This is a genomic window from Tidjanibacter massiliensis (genome assembly GCF_900104605.1).
GTDB classification, from domain to species: domain Bacteria; phylum Bacteroidota; class Bacteroidia; order Bacteroidales; family Rikenellaceae; genus Tidjanibacter; species Tidjanibacter inops.
The window spans coordinates 940,351-957,515 of record NZ_LT629960.1 but is presented as its reverse complement, the minus strand read 5'-3'; the positions used below and the strand labels follow the sequence as shown (position 1 = coordinate 957,515).

The following is a 17,165-nucleotide window of genomic DNA, read 5'->3' as shown; positions in this document are numbered from 1 at the left end:
GAAGATACTCCGGTCGGATTTTCCAGAGGAAAATCCGACCGGAGTATCTTATGACGGAACCGGGATAGGAAGGGTCGGGAGGCGAAAGGAGGGTGTGGCAGGCCGAAAGGATGTCGGCCTGCCACGCTTTCGTCAGGACTTCTGCGATCTCCGATTGGCGCTTCGATTCGGAGGCCGCCGCTGATTGGCGCGTCTTTTGCTGACTGTATTCCTTAATGACTGCCGTCCGGTCCTGAGTCGTGGCTTTTGCGGATTTATTTGCGGTCGGCATGTCCGGCGGCATTTTTATAATTCTTATATTTGCCGGCCGTCGGAACTGCTAACCGTTCAAAAGGACCTTGTGATATGGCATTGAAATTATTGACAACCAATAATACACAAGCATATGGATATTGCAAAAAGGTTTCCGGAAAATCCCATTCTCAGACCGTCCGACCTTCGTCCCGGCATTGGCGGGATGGAGATAGTCTGTCTGCTCAATCCCGGTGTCTTCCGCCTCGGCGGCCGTACGGGACTGCTGCTCAGGGTGGCCGAAAGGCCGCGGCAGGAGGAGGGGCGCATCAGTTTCCCCATATACAACGACCGGGACGAGATAGAGGTGTTGTCTTTCGACAAGGATGACAGCCGGCTCGACGCCTCCGACCCGCGGGTCATCAAATACAACGGACAGAACTATCTGACGACGCTCTCTTACCTGCGTCCCGTCTTCAGCGACGACGGGGTGCATTTCTACGAGGATGCCGATTACCGGCCGATTTACGGCAAGGGGCCCCTCGAATCATTCGGTATAGAGGATTGTCGCGTCGCTACCATGGATGACGGTTATTTCCTGACCTTTACGGAGGTTTCGCCCGTTGCTGTAGGGGTGGGGCTGATAGCTACCCGCGATTTCAAAACCCTCGAACGCAAGGGTATGATATTCCCTCCGCATAACAAGGACTGCGCCCTTTTTGAATCGACGGTCGGCGGGAAATATTATGCCTTCCACCGTCCGAGCAGTCCGGAGCTCGGCGGCAACTACATCTGGCTTGCCGAGTCGCCCGACCGCCTGCACTGGGGGAATCACCGGTGCATTGCCGTAACGCGCGAGGGGCGGTGGGATTCCGCCCGCGTGGGGGCCGGAGCCGCCCCCGTCCGTACCGAGAAGGGGTGGCTCGAGATATACCATGGAGCCGACGGCAACAACCGTTACTGCCTCGGGGCGCTGCTTCTCGACCTCGAGAATCCTGCGAAAGTGCTTGCACGGAGCGACGAGCCCATCATGGAACCTACGGCACCCTACGAAAAGACGGGCTTCTTCGGAAACGTCGTCTTCACCAACGGACAGTATGTGGAAGGGGATACGATACACATGTATTACGGGGCGAGCGACGAAGTCATCTGCGGGGCCACCCTCTCCATCCGTGAAGTTCTGGCCACGCTGAACGTGTAGCCGGAGTCGTACCGGTAATTTCGTATGCCTTATGAGCTACGGACCGGTCTGTTCCGGAGCGTGAAAACCGCCAATGTCGAAAATCTTATAGAAATATCATGGCAAAATTCCTCAACGAATTCCAGTATTTCCGCCGGCAGCCCCACAACATGAAGGTGCTGCTCATCACGAACCTCTGTTTCGCATTCGTACTCCCCGTCATAGAGATATTCGTCGGGGCGTACATCATGCGCAATACGAACAATCCCTCCTTCGTGGCCGTGTATCAGCTCGCGCAGTACACGGGCATCGTGCTGTCGTCGCTTATCAACGGTTTTCTACTGAAACGGATAAATGTCCGGACGCTCTATATGTTCGGTATTCTCGTGAGCGGTATCTCGCTGTTGGTGATGATGACCGTCCAGGCCGTAGGATTGTGGGAACTTGTTCTTTCGGGCCTGCTGCTCGGCGTTTCGGTCGGTTTCTTCTGGACGAACCGTTATCTGCTCGCGCTCAACTCGACGACGGACGACAACCGTAACTACTTCTACGGCCTCGAATCGTTCTTCTTCTCGGTATGCTCCATTCTCGTTCCGCTCGCTGTGGGCGGTTTCCTCGCCAAAGCCTCCGGAACGGGTTTCTTCGGAAGTACGATGGACATCAACAAGGCGTATCAGATAGTCACTTTCGTGACGCTCGGCATCTGCATCCTTGCCTGCATTGCCCTCTCGCGCGGGAAATTCACCAATCCGGCACAGAAGAAATTCCTTTATTTTAAATTCAACCGGTTGTGGAAGAAGATGATTGGCCTGGCCGCACTGAAAGGGCTCATTCAGGGTTTCCTGGTCACCGCTCCTGCCATCCTTATCCTGCGGCTTGTGGGCAGTGAGGGCGAACTCGGTCTCATACAGGGTATTGGCGGACTGATAACGGCCGTCATCGTCTATGTGCTGGGCCGCGTCACCAAACCCAAGGACCGTATTGCGGTATTCGCCGTGGGTATCGTCATCTTCTTTATCGGAACGCTCGTCAATGCGGCGCTCTTTTCGGCCGTGGGCGTAATTGTGTTCGTGCTGTGCAAAATCTTCTTCCAGCCGCTGCACGACCTCGCCTACAATCCGATACAGCTCCGGACGATAGACGTGGTGTCGCATCAGGAGCACCGCAACGAATACGCCTACATCATGAACCATGAGCTGGGTCTCTATGCGGGCCGGGCGATAGGGTTGGTGCTTTTCATCGTGTTGGCGACCTACGTGTCGGAGGATTTCGCACTGAAATTCGCACTGGTCATCGTCGGTGCCGTGGAGTTGCTCTCCATTCCCCTTGCCAAAAACATCACCAAGAATACGGACAAAGCCCCGAAGTATGCCGCACCCGACGTACAGGGCTCTTAAAACAGACGAAAGCTTATGAAAACCGGATGGATTTTTACGGCGGCGGCAGTCGCTGCGGCGGCGCTTGCGGGATGCCGCGAAAAAGGAGGTAGGGAACCGGGGCCTGCTCCCGGCGACGGGGTGGCTCAGGTGGCCATACCGCGGATAGAGAAGATGGACAACATGCCGGTGCCGTACAAGATAATCGACTGGAAGCGGAAAGCGCTCGAGTTCGACAATTACGCGTTCGATTTCGACTCCTCCATGCCGGCCGGGCCGATTATCTGGCTCGACGATGCACAGCGTAACGTGCCGCAGCAGACCTTCGGGCAGTACACTGCCATACACGATGTACGTCAGGGTCCCGAGGCGAACGGCGGAGAGTTCCACGAAAGCCTCACTTCGCTGGCGGCCATACTCGGAGGCGGACTGAACGGAATAGACAAGACCAACCAGAACGGGTACAACTTCGTGAAGATGGTGCAGAACTATTTCAACAGCGACAACGGGTGGAACATCGTCATGAACAACACCAATCCCGATGTGGCAAATCTCGGCGGGGGATACGGGCGCGACTGGTGGTACGACGTCCTGCCCAACTGTCTCTATTACGCCGTGTCGGATGTCTTTCCGGGCGTTCCCGGCGCGGAGGAGATACAGCGGACGGTGGCGGAGCAGTTTTACCGTGCGGGCGAGGTGCTGGGGGAGAACTACGACTACTCCTACTTCGATTACGGGACGATGACGCCGCACGTCAATCACATTCCCCTGCAGCAGGACGCTGCGGGCGGCCACGGGTATGTGCTCTATTCCGCATACCGGAAATTCGGGGACGAGCGCTATCTGGAGGGGGCGAAACAGGCCATCCGGGCGCTGGACAACCAGAAAGAGAGCCGGTTTTACGAGATACTGCTTCCGTTGGGTATCTATACGGCCGCGCGGCTGAATGCCGAGGAAGGTACCGATTACGATACGGAGAAGATGATAAACTGGGTGTTCGATGGCGTGACCGACCCCAAGGGGCGTTACGGTTGGGGTATCATTCAGGACCGCTGGGGGCCCTACGATGTCAGCGGACTTCAGGGAAGCATTACAGACGGGGGAGGGTACGCCTTTTTCATGAACAGCGTGAAGATGGTGTGGCCGCTTCTGCCCATGGTAAAGTACGAGCCCCAGTATGCCCGTGCGATAGGCAAGTGGATGAACAACAACGTCAGCGCCTGCCGGCTTTTCTATCCGGACGAGATACCGGCCATCTACCAGTGGCTTCCCCAGCAGAAAGATATCACCCGCGGCGTGATAGCTTACGAGGGGCTTCGCAAGACCGACGATTACGGCAAGCCCGAACTGAAGGGTATGTCGCCCGTGGCCATCGGCGACGGGCCGAAATGGAACGAGGCCAATCCGCCCGAGAGCATGTTCAGCGTTTACAGCACCGCTCCGGTGGGGATTCTGGGGGCTACGGTGCATACGACCGATGTGGAGGGCGTGCTGCGGCTCGATGCCAATGCAACCGATTTCTATGCCGACAAGCCTTACCCCGTATGGCTGATATACAATCCCTATGAGAAGGAGGTGAAGATAACCTACGATGCGGGCGAGGGGGCCGACCTGTACGATGTGGTCGCCAGGGAGTATGTGGCACGCGATGCGCAGGGGCGTGTCAAGATAACCATTCCGGCCGATACGGCCCGGCTCGTGTATGAGCTGCCAACCGGAACGGTGCTCACCGAATCGGAGGGAAGGATAACCACCGATACCGGGCATGTGATACTCTATTGATTCGCTTTCCCGTACGGAAAGGGTTGACCCCTTCCGTACGGGATATTCCCTGCGACGGAGGGGGCGAATGGTGTACGAACAATTTAAAACATATTGGTATGAAGAGAAAACTACTGTTTCTTTTTTGTCTTGTCCTGGCGGTTCCGCTGATACCCGTTGCGGCGCAGCAGACCGCTACGGTCAAGGGTATCGTGACCGATGCCCAGACCGGCGAACCGCTCATAGGGGTGAGTGTCGTCGTGCCGGGAACCACGCACGGGATTGCGACCGACGTGGACGGTTCGTATGAACTGAACAATGTGCCCGAGGATGGTTCGCTCGAATTCTCCTATCTGGGGTACGAAACCCGTACGGTGGCGGTCGGAGGACGTACCGTCATTGATGTCGCGCTGGATATGGCTTCCGACCAGATAGAGGAGCTGGTGGTGGTCGGTTACGCGGTACAGCGCAAGCGCGACGTGCTCGGTGCGGTGAACAAGGTGGAGGGTGCCGAACTCGCCCAGATTCCGGTACCGTCGGCTCAGCTCGCCCTTCAGGGGCGTGTGCCGGGCGTTCAGGTCGCCTCGGCCAGCGGTGCTCCGGGTGCCGATGTGTCGGTGCGTGTACGCGGCGTGGGTTCGATAAACTCCAGCAACGAGCCGCTCTACATTATCGACGGCATCCAGATAGAGGGCGGTCTCAATACCGTGTCGCCCAACGATATCGAGGACATCACCGTACTGAAGGATGCGGCTTCGACGTCCATATACGGTTCGCGGGGCAGCAACGGTATCGTCATCATCACCACCAAGAAGGGACGGGCGGGTCAGGCGACCGTATCGTTCAATGCGGAGGCGGGCGTGCAGACCCACGGTTATCTTACCCCGATGGTGAATACGGCCGACTATATCTCCATCTATAACGAGGCCGCCCGCAACGACAATGCCATGGGCGGCGTGCAGCGCGACCTCATCGAGGGGAGTTATCTCGACGGACTGGCCGATGTGAACCATGTCGAGGAACTTTTCCGGGTGGCTCCGCTGCAGCGTTACGAGCTCTCCGTGACGGGCGGCAGCGAACGTACCACCTATGCGGTGTCGGGTTCGTTCTTCGACCAGGACGGTATCATCAAGAACAGCGGTTACAAGAAGATTTCGTTCCGCTCCAATGTACAGTCCGACGTCAAACCGTGGCTCAATGTCGGGATGAACGTCATCGGAAGCATGGCCGAGACGCAGAGCATTCCCAGCTCGGGCGACGGTTATCAGAACAACGAAGGAGGCAGTGCCATCCGCTACGCCCTGTTCCGTACGCCTGCCATCCCCACCTACGATGCCGACGGCAACTACGTGGACCTGCCGAGCGCCTATTTCGGACAGGGAATTTACAACACCTTTTTCGGCGACGGCTACAACCCGATGGGCGTGATAAATGAGACCGACCGGGTACGCAACGAGAAGGCGGTCATCGCGGCGGCGAACATGCTTATCAAACTCCCGCTCAACATCACGTCGCGGACGGTGGCCGGCGTCGATTACATGTCGGGGAGATACAGGCAGTTCAACCAGACGTGGGGTACGGGCGGCAGGATAAACAATCCCAACAGCCTTCTGGTGGAGAATTACGACAATTTCAACTGGACGTTCAATACGGTGCTCAACTGGGGCGAAACGTTCGGCGACCACAATGTGTCGGCCATGGCCGGTTTCGAGGCGGTGCGCACCACGACGTACAGCATGCAGAATACCGACCAGAATTTCGCCGACGACCTGATATTCATCGGTAAGGGACTCGATGAACAGCGGCGTACATCCTATGAGAACCAGCAGGCATTCACGCTGGCGTCGTTCTTCGGTTCGGTGAACTACAATTACAAGCAGAAGTACTATGCGGCGGCGACGGTCAGGGAGGACGGTACCTCCCGGTTCAAGGGACGCAACCGCTGGGGAACGTTCTACTCCGTATCGGGAGGCTGGAACATCGAACAGGAGAACTTCATGCAGGACGTGGATTTCATCGATATCCTCAAACTGCGTGCGGGCTGGGGTACGGCCGGCAACCAGAATGTGACGGCCTATGCGACAGAAGACCGGTATATGCCCAATTACAATTCGACCTTTGGCGGAGTGGTGGCACCGGGGTATGTACAGACGCAGATAGGCAACGAGAATCTCAAATGGGAGACGAGCAGCCAGCTCAATGTCGGTATCGACGTGGAGATGTTCCGTCAGACCTTCGGTTTCTCGATTGACTATTTCTATAAGCGGAGCGACAACATGCTCATGTTGCAGACCATGCCGCCCTCTTCAGGTAATGCGCAGCCCGCGTGGGTGAACAACGGAAGCATGCTCAATACGGGTATCGACTTCGAGATGTTCTATCGCCGCAATTTCGCAAACGCCGGTTTCGAAGTGAGCGTGAACGGCGGCTGGCTGAAGAACAAGGTGCTCGCCATCAACGGCAGCGTGCCGGGCGGCCGCGTGGACAACGGCGTCTATGTCACCCTGACCGAAGCCGGTTATCCGGTCGGTTCGTTCTATATGCTCGTCATGGACGGCATCTTCCAGGACCGCATGGAGATACTCACCTCCCCGTCGCAGTCTTCCAATCCGGACGACATACAGCCCGGTGACGTGAAGTTCGTCAACCAGAACGGCGACCTGGTCATCGACCAGAACGACCGTGTGCATGTCGGTTCCTCGATACCGAAGTTCACCGCCGGTATCAATCTCTCGGGCTACTGGAAGAATTTCGACATCTCCTGCTTCTTCCAGGGGGCTTTCGGTCACAAGATATACATGCAGGTGGCACAGGACATCGAAGGGTTCTACCGTGCGTTCAACGTGACACAGAACTATTTCGATAACCACTGGACGGGGCCCGGCACCTCGAATACGCAGCCGCGTGCATCGTGGAAGGCGAAGTTCAACAACGCGAGGGTATCCACGCGGTTCCTCTACGACGCCTCCTACATGCGTCTGAAGAACCTCCAGATAGGGTACACCATACCGAAGACGGAGAAGATAGGCATCAGCCGGCTGCGCGTCTATTTTGCGGCCACCAACCTCTTCACCATCACCAAGTACCCCGGCATGGACCCGGAGATGACCGTGAGCGCCAACTCTGCCTCCGAAGGCGACCGTGCCGCCGGCATCGACTGGGGTACCTATCCGATAGCCCGTTCGTTCACGTTCGGTATTAATCTCACTTTTTAAAACGCGGATACGATGAAACGGAATATTATATCATACATATCGGTTGCGGCGGTTTGCTGTACGGCATCCGTCGCGTGCAGCGACTTCCTGACCGAAGAGCTCCAGACCGATTACAGCAGCAAGACCTTCTACACCTCGGCTGCCAATGCCGAGCGGGCCGTGAACGGCATCTACAATAACATCATGTTCACCAGCGACCAGAACATGCTCTGGGTGTTCGGCGACGTGGCGTCGGACGACTCCGAGAAGGGGGGCAGCGCGGGCGACAAGTCCGATATCGACTATATAAATAACTTTTCCGCCATGGCCGACAACGGCATTCTCGGCGACTATTGGACCTACCTCTACGAAGGGGTGGCCCGGGCCAACAATGCCATTGCCTACATTCCCGGTATCCAGATGGACGAGGAGCTGAAGAGCCGCCTCATCGGCGAGGCCAAGTTTCTCCGGGCGCTGAACTATTTCCATATCGTGAACATCTGGGGCGCAGTGCCGTTGCGGACAGAACCCAATGCCGCCGATAACGGCAATCTTGCACTCAGCGACGTGGAGACCGTGTATGCGAAGATAGAGAGCGACCTTTCCGATGTTATCGCATCGACCGTACCCATTTCCTATTCGGGTGAGGATGCAGGGCGTGTGACACAGGGGGCCGCCTATGCCCTGCGGGCCAAGGTACATCTGTTCCGTCAGAATTGGGGAGCTTGCCTCAGCGACATCGAGAGTCTCGAAGCGCTGCATCAGTACGAGCTGGCCGAGAGTTACCAGGAGCTGTTCGTCCCCGGTGCGGAGGATAACAAGGAGGTCATCTTTGCGGCGCGTCACCTCTCCGGGCAGAATCCCGGACTGGGTAATATCCTGAACGTCTATTTCGCCCCCTCTGTCGAGACGGGCTACTATTTCAATGCCCCCACGCAGAGTTTCGTGGATTGTTTCAACGAGCAGACCGAGGAAGGGGAGACGGACCCGCGTCTGGACATATCCATCGGCCGTCCCGGTCAGCCGTGGGTGAACGGCGATACGTTCGATGCGAGCTGGTCGCCTACGGGATATCTCGTGAAAAAGTACGAACAGCCGCTTTCCGAAGTCCCGGTCGGAACGAAGAGCGACGGTTATCTGCCTTACATTTATCTCCGTTATGCCGACGTGCTGCTGATGAAGGCCGAGGCGCTGGCGAACCGTAACACGGGTACCGATCTGGAGGATGCCTGCGATGCGCTCGATCTCGTGCGCGGCCGTGCCGGACTGGCGCCTACGACGGCTGGAACCCAGGAGGAGGTGTTGGCTGCCGTACGGCTCGAACGCCGGCGCGAACTCGGGTTCGAATCGCACCGTTTCTTCGACCTGATGCGCTGGGGCCGGGAAATCGCCGTGGAGGCGCTTGGCCCGGATATTGCATCCGTTTGGACCGGAGACCGCTTCTATTTCCCGATACCGCAGTCGGAACTCGATTCGAACAAGGGAATAGAGCAGTGAGAGCGGGAACGGGGCGAACAAGGCCGGCAAGTCGGATATTATCTGAACAATCTCAATATTTACCGATTTTAAAACAAACAATTATGAAAAATTTTCTGAAAAGTGCATCGGCTTTCGTGCTCATGTTGGGTGCGGCTGTCATGCTGTTCACCGCCTGCGACAAGAAGGGCGGTAATTCGGGCGGCAACGGAGACGTGGATAAAACCAAGCTCGAAGCGTTGATAATCGAGTGCGAAGCACTGCTCGACGGGGCGACGGCCGACGACTATCCGGAGGCCAATATCGAAGCCTTCACCAATGCGGTGAACGACGCCAAGGCCATCCGCGACAATCAGAACGCCACGCAGTCGCAGGTGGACCTGATGACCAATAACCTGACGCTCGCCAAGGAGACTTTTGTGGGCAGCAAGTATGAAAGCATTCCCGATTCGAGTGTCATCGCTTTCTTCGATTTCGAGACCATCAATGACAACACCGTCGCTTCGACCGGTACCAAACCGGTGGTCGGCGTGCTGCAGGCCGGGCCGGCGGAGATATTCGGTTCCGATACCGAACTTCCGTCGCTGGTGGACGGTGTGGGCGCAGGCAAGGCCATCTACTTCAGCAAGGGTAACTACCTGGCAGTGGAGGATTACAATCCTGCCGATTTTCTGATGAACAACATGTCGTGGTCGGCATGGGTGAAGGTGGACGACGCGAGCCGTGCGAACAACTACATCGTCTCCCTCAACTACTGGAACAACTGGAAACTGAACGTAGAGAACAACGGCAAGCCTTTCTTCACGGTCAAGACCACGACAGCGACGGTCGATATGGACAACGAGTCGGTAGGGACCGTCAAGGACGGTGTATGGGTACATTTGGCCGTTACGATGGACCTCAATGCCCATACCGTAGTGTTCTATGTGAACGGTATCGCCACGAAGACCTGGGACTCCGCGACCAAGGAGAACCTGACCGGTTCCATCGCTTCGGCGTATGTGTCCCCGATAGGACGCCAACTTCCGTTGCTCATCGGTGCGGCGACCGTTTACGACGAGGCCGCTACCTGGGAGTGGGATTCGTGGAAGACTCCCGACGGTTGGGACTCCATGAGGGGGGCCATAGATAATCTCGGCATCTACAATACGACGCTGACCGCAGGACAGGTGGCACGTCTGTACCAGATGCAGAAACCCCAGTAGAATTTTCATCCCGCAAGGGATATCGAATACGGGGCTCCGGAGTTGAATCCGGGGCCCCGTTTTTTTTGTCGTCCCGGCTTCCGGTCGTGTGCGGCGGTCGTGGAGGAGGGAGCGGCCGGTTTCGGGACGGTCTGGTGCAGGGCGGATTGTCGCATGATGCGGAATGTGTACGGGGTACCAGGAAAGAAAGACGTGCCGGATTGCCGCGTCGTGTCAGGAAGAGGCCGGCGTGCGGGGCGTGTGCAGAGTCGGATACCTCGGTGGGCCTGCTCTCCGGAACGGTCGTGCCCGGTTGTGGCATACAGGATTATGTCTGGAATTGGGATAGGAAGAGGGCTTTCCTGCCTGTTCTCCGGTACAGGAGTGGGGACGGGATTTATTCCGGGAAGCCTGTGGAACGTAATCGGATTCATATTCGTATTCGGGCTGATATTGTCGGCCGTGCTCCGGCGGAAGGAAGCGGAGAGCTGTTCGGACGAAGGAATAAAAAAGCCGCCGTACATCCGGATGTACGGCGGCTTGCGTGCGGAAACCGCGAAGGTTATTCCGTCAGTTTCTTGAACTTGTTCTTGATGCTGAACAGCTGGAAGGCGAACACCACGAGCGATACACCCGCTACCAGGAACGATATGCCTACCCATACCACGACGGCTGCGATGCCGAACAGTGGCTGGAAGAGTATCATCAGCGAGCAGATGATGAGTAGAATGCCGAGGATGATGGTCCATACCATGCCATTGACCTTGAAGTGGCTCATTTCGCTCGCGATGCCGATGAGACCGATACCGCGGAACAGCAACCATATGCCGAGTACGATAGGAAGCATCATGGCCGTGATGGCCGGGCTGCATATCAGGATGATGCCGAGGATGATTTCCAGGACACCCAGTACCGCGGCCCATCCCCGGCCTACCATGTACTTTTCGGTAAATGCAATTACCACCTCGATGATACCCGAAACGAGCATCAGTACGGCGAAGAGTGCTGCCATGCCTATGTAGCTTTCGCCCGGATAGGTGAAGATGAGAATACCCACCACGAAGATGGCCACGCCGAGTATCAGCATTGCCCACCAATAGCGTGTTAGGCTTTTGAAACGTTCCATTAATGTTTCCATATCAAAATGTTTTTAACGGTTAAGAAAAATTATGTCTGGCTTAAACGTTACAAGAACCGTGCAAAAACAGGATGCGGCGGGAGGGGCGTGCGGATGTGGTTGCTGTTTGGTGACAGGATATTGGCCTGGAAGCCTCCCGGTCGGGAACGGTCTCCGGGGAATAGGCGTCTTTCTTGGAGATGAAAGGCTGGTTTGCTGAGGGGAGCCCTTTTGCGGCTGCCATTTCCGGCTGTCTTTGCCGGGCTTTTTCCGTTTAGAGAGACGGACGTGAGTTGCGCGGAATATACTGTACGGAGCGTTTGTATCTGTACGGAGCGCTCTCCTCTGCCGTTCTGTCGGTTGCTGGGGCGGGGAGTGCCAGTCTGACGGCAGCTTCCGTTATCCGGAATCCGAGCGGGGTGTCTCCGAGCGGGTCGCCGTCGGCTTCCACGGCGAAAATATTGTCCGTTTCGATGCGTATCTCTCTGCCTCTCCAGTGCAGGCTGCCGGGCAGGTCATACGGTTTACCACGGAACAGCTTGTAGAAGAGGCGCAGACAGGTCATTCGGCAGCCTCCGGGCTGCAGGGTGAGTTCAAAATGCCCTTCGGGAAACTCGCCGGAGATGACGAGGGTAGCACCCGCGGCACGGCCGCAGTAGACGGATTGTCCGTCCGCATAGATACGTACTTGCGGAGCGCGGTAGGAGAGGATACTTTCCAGTACGGCCCAAAGGCGTCTCGGTACGGTCGCTTTGCCCTCTTCCCGGAGCCGGTTGAATCGGGCTGCGAGCATGGCATACAGTCCCATGCCGGCTTCGCCTGCCATCAGGCGCTCCTGTCGGTAGTGCGACTGACTGTATGAGACGGTTGCGATGTGGTATAAAGAGACATATCCCGAAGCGATGGCCGAAACCGCTTCGGGATATGTCTTCGGTATGCCGGCTATCCTGCAGTTGCCTGTCGGGATGATGCCGAGCGTTATCTCTTCCGGCCGGACGGCCCGTTGGATGAAGAGTCCGTTCACCACTTCATGCAGTGTCGTGTCGCCTCCTACCGCGATGATGTGTCTTATGCCGTCGTTGACGGCGGCGACAGTCAGCTCCACCGCATGGTACCGATGCGCGGTGAAGACCGCCTCGGCAGTGATTCCGGCCCTGCGCAGCAATCGGTCTATCAATGGCCACTCCGCGGCGGCGCTGCCGCCCGCCGCGGAGGGATTGATAATTGCGAGCCATTTGGCACCGGAGCTCTCCGCAGGTTTATACCCTACCGTTCCGTCCACCGCTTTCCCTTATTTCACGGGGATGGTTTCCAGCGTGTGGCAGAGGAACTTCCAGAACTTCTCGACCGAAGCGATGTTTACCTTCTCATCGGGCGAATGGGGATATTTGATGGTGGGGCCGCAGGATATCATGTCCATGTCGGGATATTTGCCGCCGATGATGCCGCATTCGAGTCCGGCGTGTATCGCCATGACGGCCGGTTCCTTGCCGAAGAGTTCCTTGTATCCAGCCTTCATCGCCCTGAGAATGGGCGAATCCATGTTCGGATTCCAGCCGTCGTAGGCTCCGGAAGTCCTGACGGTCGCTCCGGTGAGCTCGAAGACGGTGCGTATCATGAGGGCCAGGTCGTCCTTTTCGGTATTCACCGAACTGCGAAGCAGGCACATGATTTTGAAGTAGCCGCGTTCGGACACCACCCTTGCGAGGTTCGAGGAGGTCTGTACCAGCCCCGGCATCGAGGTACTCATGCGCATCACTCCGTTCGGGCAGCCGAATACGGCATCCACCAGATTGGCCTGGTCGAAGAAATTGATGGCTTTGGAGGGAGTCTTGACAGGAACGGCCTTGAAGGAAATGCCGTCCTCGATGCCCTTGTATTCGTCGATGTATATCTTTTCAAACTTCTTGACGGCATTCTGGAAGGCTTTCTCGTGTTTTTTCATCACTGCCACGGTGGCGAATGCCTCGCGCGGAATGGCGTTGCGCAGGCCGCCGCCGTCGATGTCGCAGAGCATGATGCCGAGCTTTTCCTGGCAGTTGCGCATGAAGCGGGCGAAGAGCTTGTTGGCGTTGGCCCGCTGGAGGATAATTTCCATGCCGGAGTGGCCGCCTTTGAGACCCTTGATTTCGAGTCGGTATCCGGCGAAGTTCTCGCGGTCGAGCTTGACCGTATCGTACTTCATGGTGGCCGTCAGGTCGAGCCCGCCGGCGCAGCCTACATAGAGTTCACCTTCCGTCTCCGAGTCGAGGTTGATGAGGATGTCGCCCTTCAGTTCGCCGGGGCGCAGTGCGAAGGCTCCATCCATGCCGGTCTCCTCCGTGGCCGTGAAGAGCGCCTCGATGGGGCCGTGTTTCACCGTTCGGTCCTCCAGTACGGCGAGGATGGCCGAAGCTCCGATGCCGTTGTCGGCGCCGAGCGTTGTCCCGTTGGCCGTTACCCAGTCGCCGTCGATGTAGGCCTCGATACCGTCCTTCTCGAAGTCGAACTCCTTGTCGGAGTTCTTCTGCGGCACCATGTCAAGGTGAGCCTGCAGGACGACCGTCTTGCGGTTCTCCATCCCCGGAGTGGCCGGTTTGCGGATGATGATGTTGGGGCCGGCGTCCACGGTGTAGTCCAGGTTGTGTCTCTTGGCGAAGTCGATGATGTACTCCCGTATCTTCTCCTCGTGGTGCGAGGGGCGCGGAACGGCGCATATCTCCGAGAACCGCGTCCACAGCAGTTCCGGTTTCAGTTTTTTCAAGTCCTTGTCCATAGTCTTATGCATTTTGTGATTTCGTTTCGTTTATCGTTTTTCGCGTCTGCCGGCCGTCATTGCCTCCGGTACTGCGAAAATACCCGTCACAACCGCCGGCGTATCGCTGGCGCAGGCCCGGTGTGCGTTCACCCGGCAGTTCGCTGAAACAAATATAATGAATATTTCATTCAAAAAGCCGCAAACGCCCGTCTGCGTCTCTTCAATACACAAGCGCGCAGCGTTCGGTCGAAACAAAGATGTGAATAAACCCCGGAAAAACCTTATAAAATTGCCTGAAAGATTTACATTATTACGTATTACCGTCCTGTTATCACGTTCTATCCTCCTGGTGGCTGCGCTTTCCTGGAAAATTCCTGCGTCTTGCGCGGGTGTCGTGTGACGGTTCAGCGTGCTTCGTCCGTCGCCGGCGTCTCTTTGCCCGCCGTCTGCTCCTGCTCCTTCTCGAACGCCTTGACAATGTGCTTTACCAGCCGGTGACGGATGATGTCGCGCTGGTCGAACTCCACGATGCCGATACCGTCTATTCCCCGCAGCAGCTCCATGGCCCGGACGAGGCCGGAATCGGAACGGCGCGGCAGGTCTATCTGGGTGATGTCGCCCGTCACGATGAACTTCGCGTTGCGTCCCATGCGGGTAAGGAACATCTTGAGTTGGGAGAGGGTGGTGTTCTGTGCTTCGTCGAGAATGACGAAAGCGTTGTCCAGCGTCCGTCCGCGCATGTAGGCGAGCGGGGCTATCTGCACTGTGCCCTCGTCGATGTACTTCTGGAGCTTGGCTGCCGGAATCATGTCGTTCAGTGCGTCGTAGAGCGGTTGGAGGTAGGGGTCGAGTTTCTCCTTGAGGTCCCCGGGGAGGAAACCGAGTTTTTCGCCCGCCTCTACCGCGGGGCGCGTCAGGATGATTCTTTTCACCTCCTTGTTGCGCAGGGCGCGTACTGCCAGCGCTATCGCGGTGTAGGTCTTGCCGCTTCCGGCGGGCCCTACGGCGAATAGCAGGTCGTTGTCGTCGTACAGCTCTACCAGGCGCTGCTGGTTCACCGTGCGGGCCTTGACGATAAGGCCGCCGTTGCCGTAGACGATGGTGTCTTTGCTTTGTGCCTCTTCCGCTTTGTGGAGACCTTCCGAGAAGACCTGGCCGACGACTTCGGGCGATATGTGGCCGTATTTGGAAGAGTAGGCCATGAGAGCCTGCATCTTCTCTTGGAAACGTTCCAGTTCCGCTTCGTCGCCGATAGCCTTTATCGAGGAACCGCGTGCGACGATTTTCAGCTTCGGGAAAAGGTCGCAAATCCGGTTCAGGTTGGCATTTGCGACCCCGTAGAAGGCAAGGGGTTCCACCCCTTCGAGCGTTATGGTCTTTTCAGGCATTCCTGTCCGACTGTTTTAGAACAGGTAGCCGATGGTGAACGTCCAGCTCGTAGGACGGGTATTGATGGAGGCGAGGTCGCCGATGTTGGCGATGTCCTTCTTCGAGAAGACGCCGTTGTAACGGATGTCCACCATGATGTTGAACAGGTCCACACCGATGCCTGCGGTCCAGGTTACGGTCTGTTTCCGGAACATGTTTTCGAGGTCGGCCACGTTTTCCACATTCGAGAACTTGGCCGTGGAGACGAGGTTGAAGACCGGGCCTACATTGGCGCGTACCTTGACGAAATTGGAAGAGCCGATGCCTACGCCTACAAGTACCGGTACGCTGAAGTTGTTGGTCGTGACGCTCGTCGGGTTGAGGCCTGTCAGCGATACGTCCTTGTATTTTCCCCAGTCGTAGAGCAGTTCGCCCTGAACGTAGATGGGCAGCAGGGGAAAGTCCACGCGGGCCACGATGCCGGCGTTGAAACCGCTCGCATTTTTCTTTATCGTTTCGGCGTTGCGCAGTGCCTTGTAGTCGATTTTCTGCTGGTTGGTCGTGTAGCCGGCTTTGATACCGAACGATACGAACGGAAGTTTGTAGTTGTTCCCGGCCATGGCCGAAACCGAAATCAAGAGCGCCGCAACGGCTAAAGCAATCTTTTTCATAGTCCTGTGTTTTTTAGTGATTGTCTTTCGACAAAGATAGGCTTTTTTCCCTTTCGCCGGCATATCGGCAGCCACAATCGCTCGCTCGGATGGGTTATCTCTATGGGAAAATGATTTCCGTACTTCCCGTTATCTCCGTATCCTGTTCCCGCAGGACGACGGTAACCGTGTGTTTTTTTATCTCGGGGAGAATCGTGAATTTCAGGTATAGTTCGAAAGGGTCGAGCATATACATCTCCTCCGCATCGAGTTCGCAAAGCGTCCCGTTCACCGGCAGGTATCCCTCCAGATATGAGATTCCGTTCTCTATCCGGTAGTCTTCGGGCAGTTCCCTCCAGTCGAACGGAGCCGTATAGCCGTTCCGGATATACCGGTAAGGCGAGGCGCCCACGATGCGCACGATGTCCGAGAGGGAGGTTCCGGCCGGATGGGCGGCATCGAAATCCCTGTCGCTGAAGATGTCGATTCCCGAAAATTCGTTGCAGTATACCGTATGGCTGAACGGAGCGAGCGGACGGTTGTAGGCCGTATCCCCGTATTTTTCGCTGAGCGCTTTGAACCGTACCGACGGCGGAACCGAATAGCTGCATGTTTCGTATGTTTCCGGCATGATTTGAATATAGGGGTAGTCAAAATATTGCCGGACGGCAATGGCTGACAGGTCGTAATATTGCTGGACGAACGAAGGCGAAATCGTTCCGTCTCCGTCGGTATTGCCGGTCGGGGCCTGTCGGCACCCCGCCGCGGTGACGGCTGCTGCGAGCAAGCCGGCGTAAAGGATGAATCGGTTCATCGTCGGGTACGTTTTAAGGTCGGATGTCATGCCGGTTCCGGCATGGCTGCGGACGAATTGGCACATATACACATATT

The 17,165-nt window shown here is 56.9% G+C and carries 12 protein-coding genes; 6 read left to right on the top strand and 6 right to left on the bottom strand.

The features are described 5' to 3' along the window. The first annotated feature begins 385 nt into the window (after positions 1-385). From BQ5361_RS05210 to BQ5361_RS05185, 6 genes are all read left to right on the top strand, one after another. A complete protein-coding gene (locus tag BQ5361_RS05210; protein ID WP_035472461.1) occupies positions 386-1,432 on the top strand; it encodes a glycoside hydrolase family 130 protein in 1,047 nt (348 codons plus the stop codon). Between the two features lie 98 nt (positions 1,433-1,530). Further along, complete coding sequence (locus tag BQ5361_RS05205) at positions 1,531-2,808, top strand: MFS transporter (RefSeq protein ID WP_022064231.1); 1,278 nt, start codon at positions 1,531-1,533, stop codon at positions 2,806-2,808. Positions 2,809-2,823: 15 nt separating this feature from the next. Beyond that, positions 2,824-4,569 (top strand): hypothetical protein, encoded by a 1,746-nt coding sequence (locus BQ5361_RS05200; RefSeq protein ID WP_035472459.1) that lies wholly within the window; start codon positions 2,824-2,826, stop codon positions 4,567-4,569. Positions 4,570-4,667: 98 nt separating this feature from the next. Continuing rightward, complete coding sequence (locus BQ5361_RS05195) at positions 4,668-7,763, top strand: SusC/RagA family TonB-linked outer membrane protein (protein ID WP_022064233.1); 3,096 nt, start codon at positions 4,668-4,670, stop codon at positions 7,761-7,763. A gap of 12 nt (positions 7,764-7,775) precedes the next feature. After that, a complete protein-coding gene (locus tag BQ5361_RS05190) occupies positions 7,776-9,239 on the top strand; it encodes a RagB/SusD family nutrient uptake outer membrane protein (protein WP_022064234.1) in 1,464 nt (487 codons plus the stop codon). Between the two features lie 83 nt (positions 9,240-9,322). Then, complete coding sequence (locus tag BQ5361_RS05185) at positions 9,323-10,423, top strand: LamG-like jellyroll fold domain-containing protein (RefSeq protein ID WP_022064235.1); 1,101 nt, start codon at positions 9,323-9,325, stop codon at positions 10,421-10,423. Positions 10,424-10,964: 541 nt separating this feature from the next. On the opposite strand, the gene BQ5361_RS05175 is transcribed toward BQ5361_RS05185, so the two are convergent. From BQ5361_RS05175 to BQ5361_RS05145, 6 genes are all read right to left on the bottom strand, one after another. Continuing rightward, positions 10,965-11,540, bottom strand: coding sequence for an HdeD family acid-resistance protein (locus tag BQ5361_RS05175; protein ID WP_022064236.1), 576 nt, complete (start codon positions 11,538-11,540; stop codon positions 10,965-10,967). Positions 11,541-11,793: 253 nt separating this feature from the next. After that, complete coding sequence (locus tag BQ5361_RS05170) at positions 11,794-12,801, bottom strand: diacylglycerol/lipid kinase family protein (RefSeq protein ID WP_022064237.1); 1,008 nt, start codon at positions 12,799-12,801, stop codon at positions 11,794-11,796. Between the two features lie 9 nt (positions 12,802-12,810). Continuing rightward, complete coding sequence (locus tag BQ5361_RS05165; RefSeq protein ID WP_035472454.1) at positions 12,811-14,274, bottom strand: aminoacyl-histidine dipeptidase; 1,464 nt, start codon at positions 14,272-14,274, stop codon at positions 12,811-12,813. Between the two features lie 386 nt (positions 14,275-14,660). Continuing rightward, on the bottom strand, positions 14,661-15,644 hold the full coding sequence (locus tag BQ5361_RS05155) for a PhoH family protein (RefSeq protein ID WP_022064239.1): 984 nt from the start codon (positions 15,642-15,644) through the stop codon (positions 14,661-14,663). A 15-nt stretch (positions 15,645-15,659) separates the two neighbouring features. Then, a complete protein-coding gene (locus tag BQ5361_RS05150; protein ID WP_035472450.1) occupies positions 15,660-16,295 on the bottom strand; it encodes an outer membrane beta-barrel protein in 636 nt (211 codons plus the stop codon). Between the two features lie 100 nt (positions 16,296-16,395). Further along, positions 16,396-17,088 (bottom strand): hypothetical protein, encoded by a 693-nt coding sequence (locus BQ5361_RS05145; protein WP_143047515.1) that lies wholly within the window; start codon positions 17,086-17,088, stop codon positions 16,396-16,398. Positions 17,089-17,165: the final 77 nt, after the last annotated feature.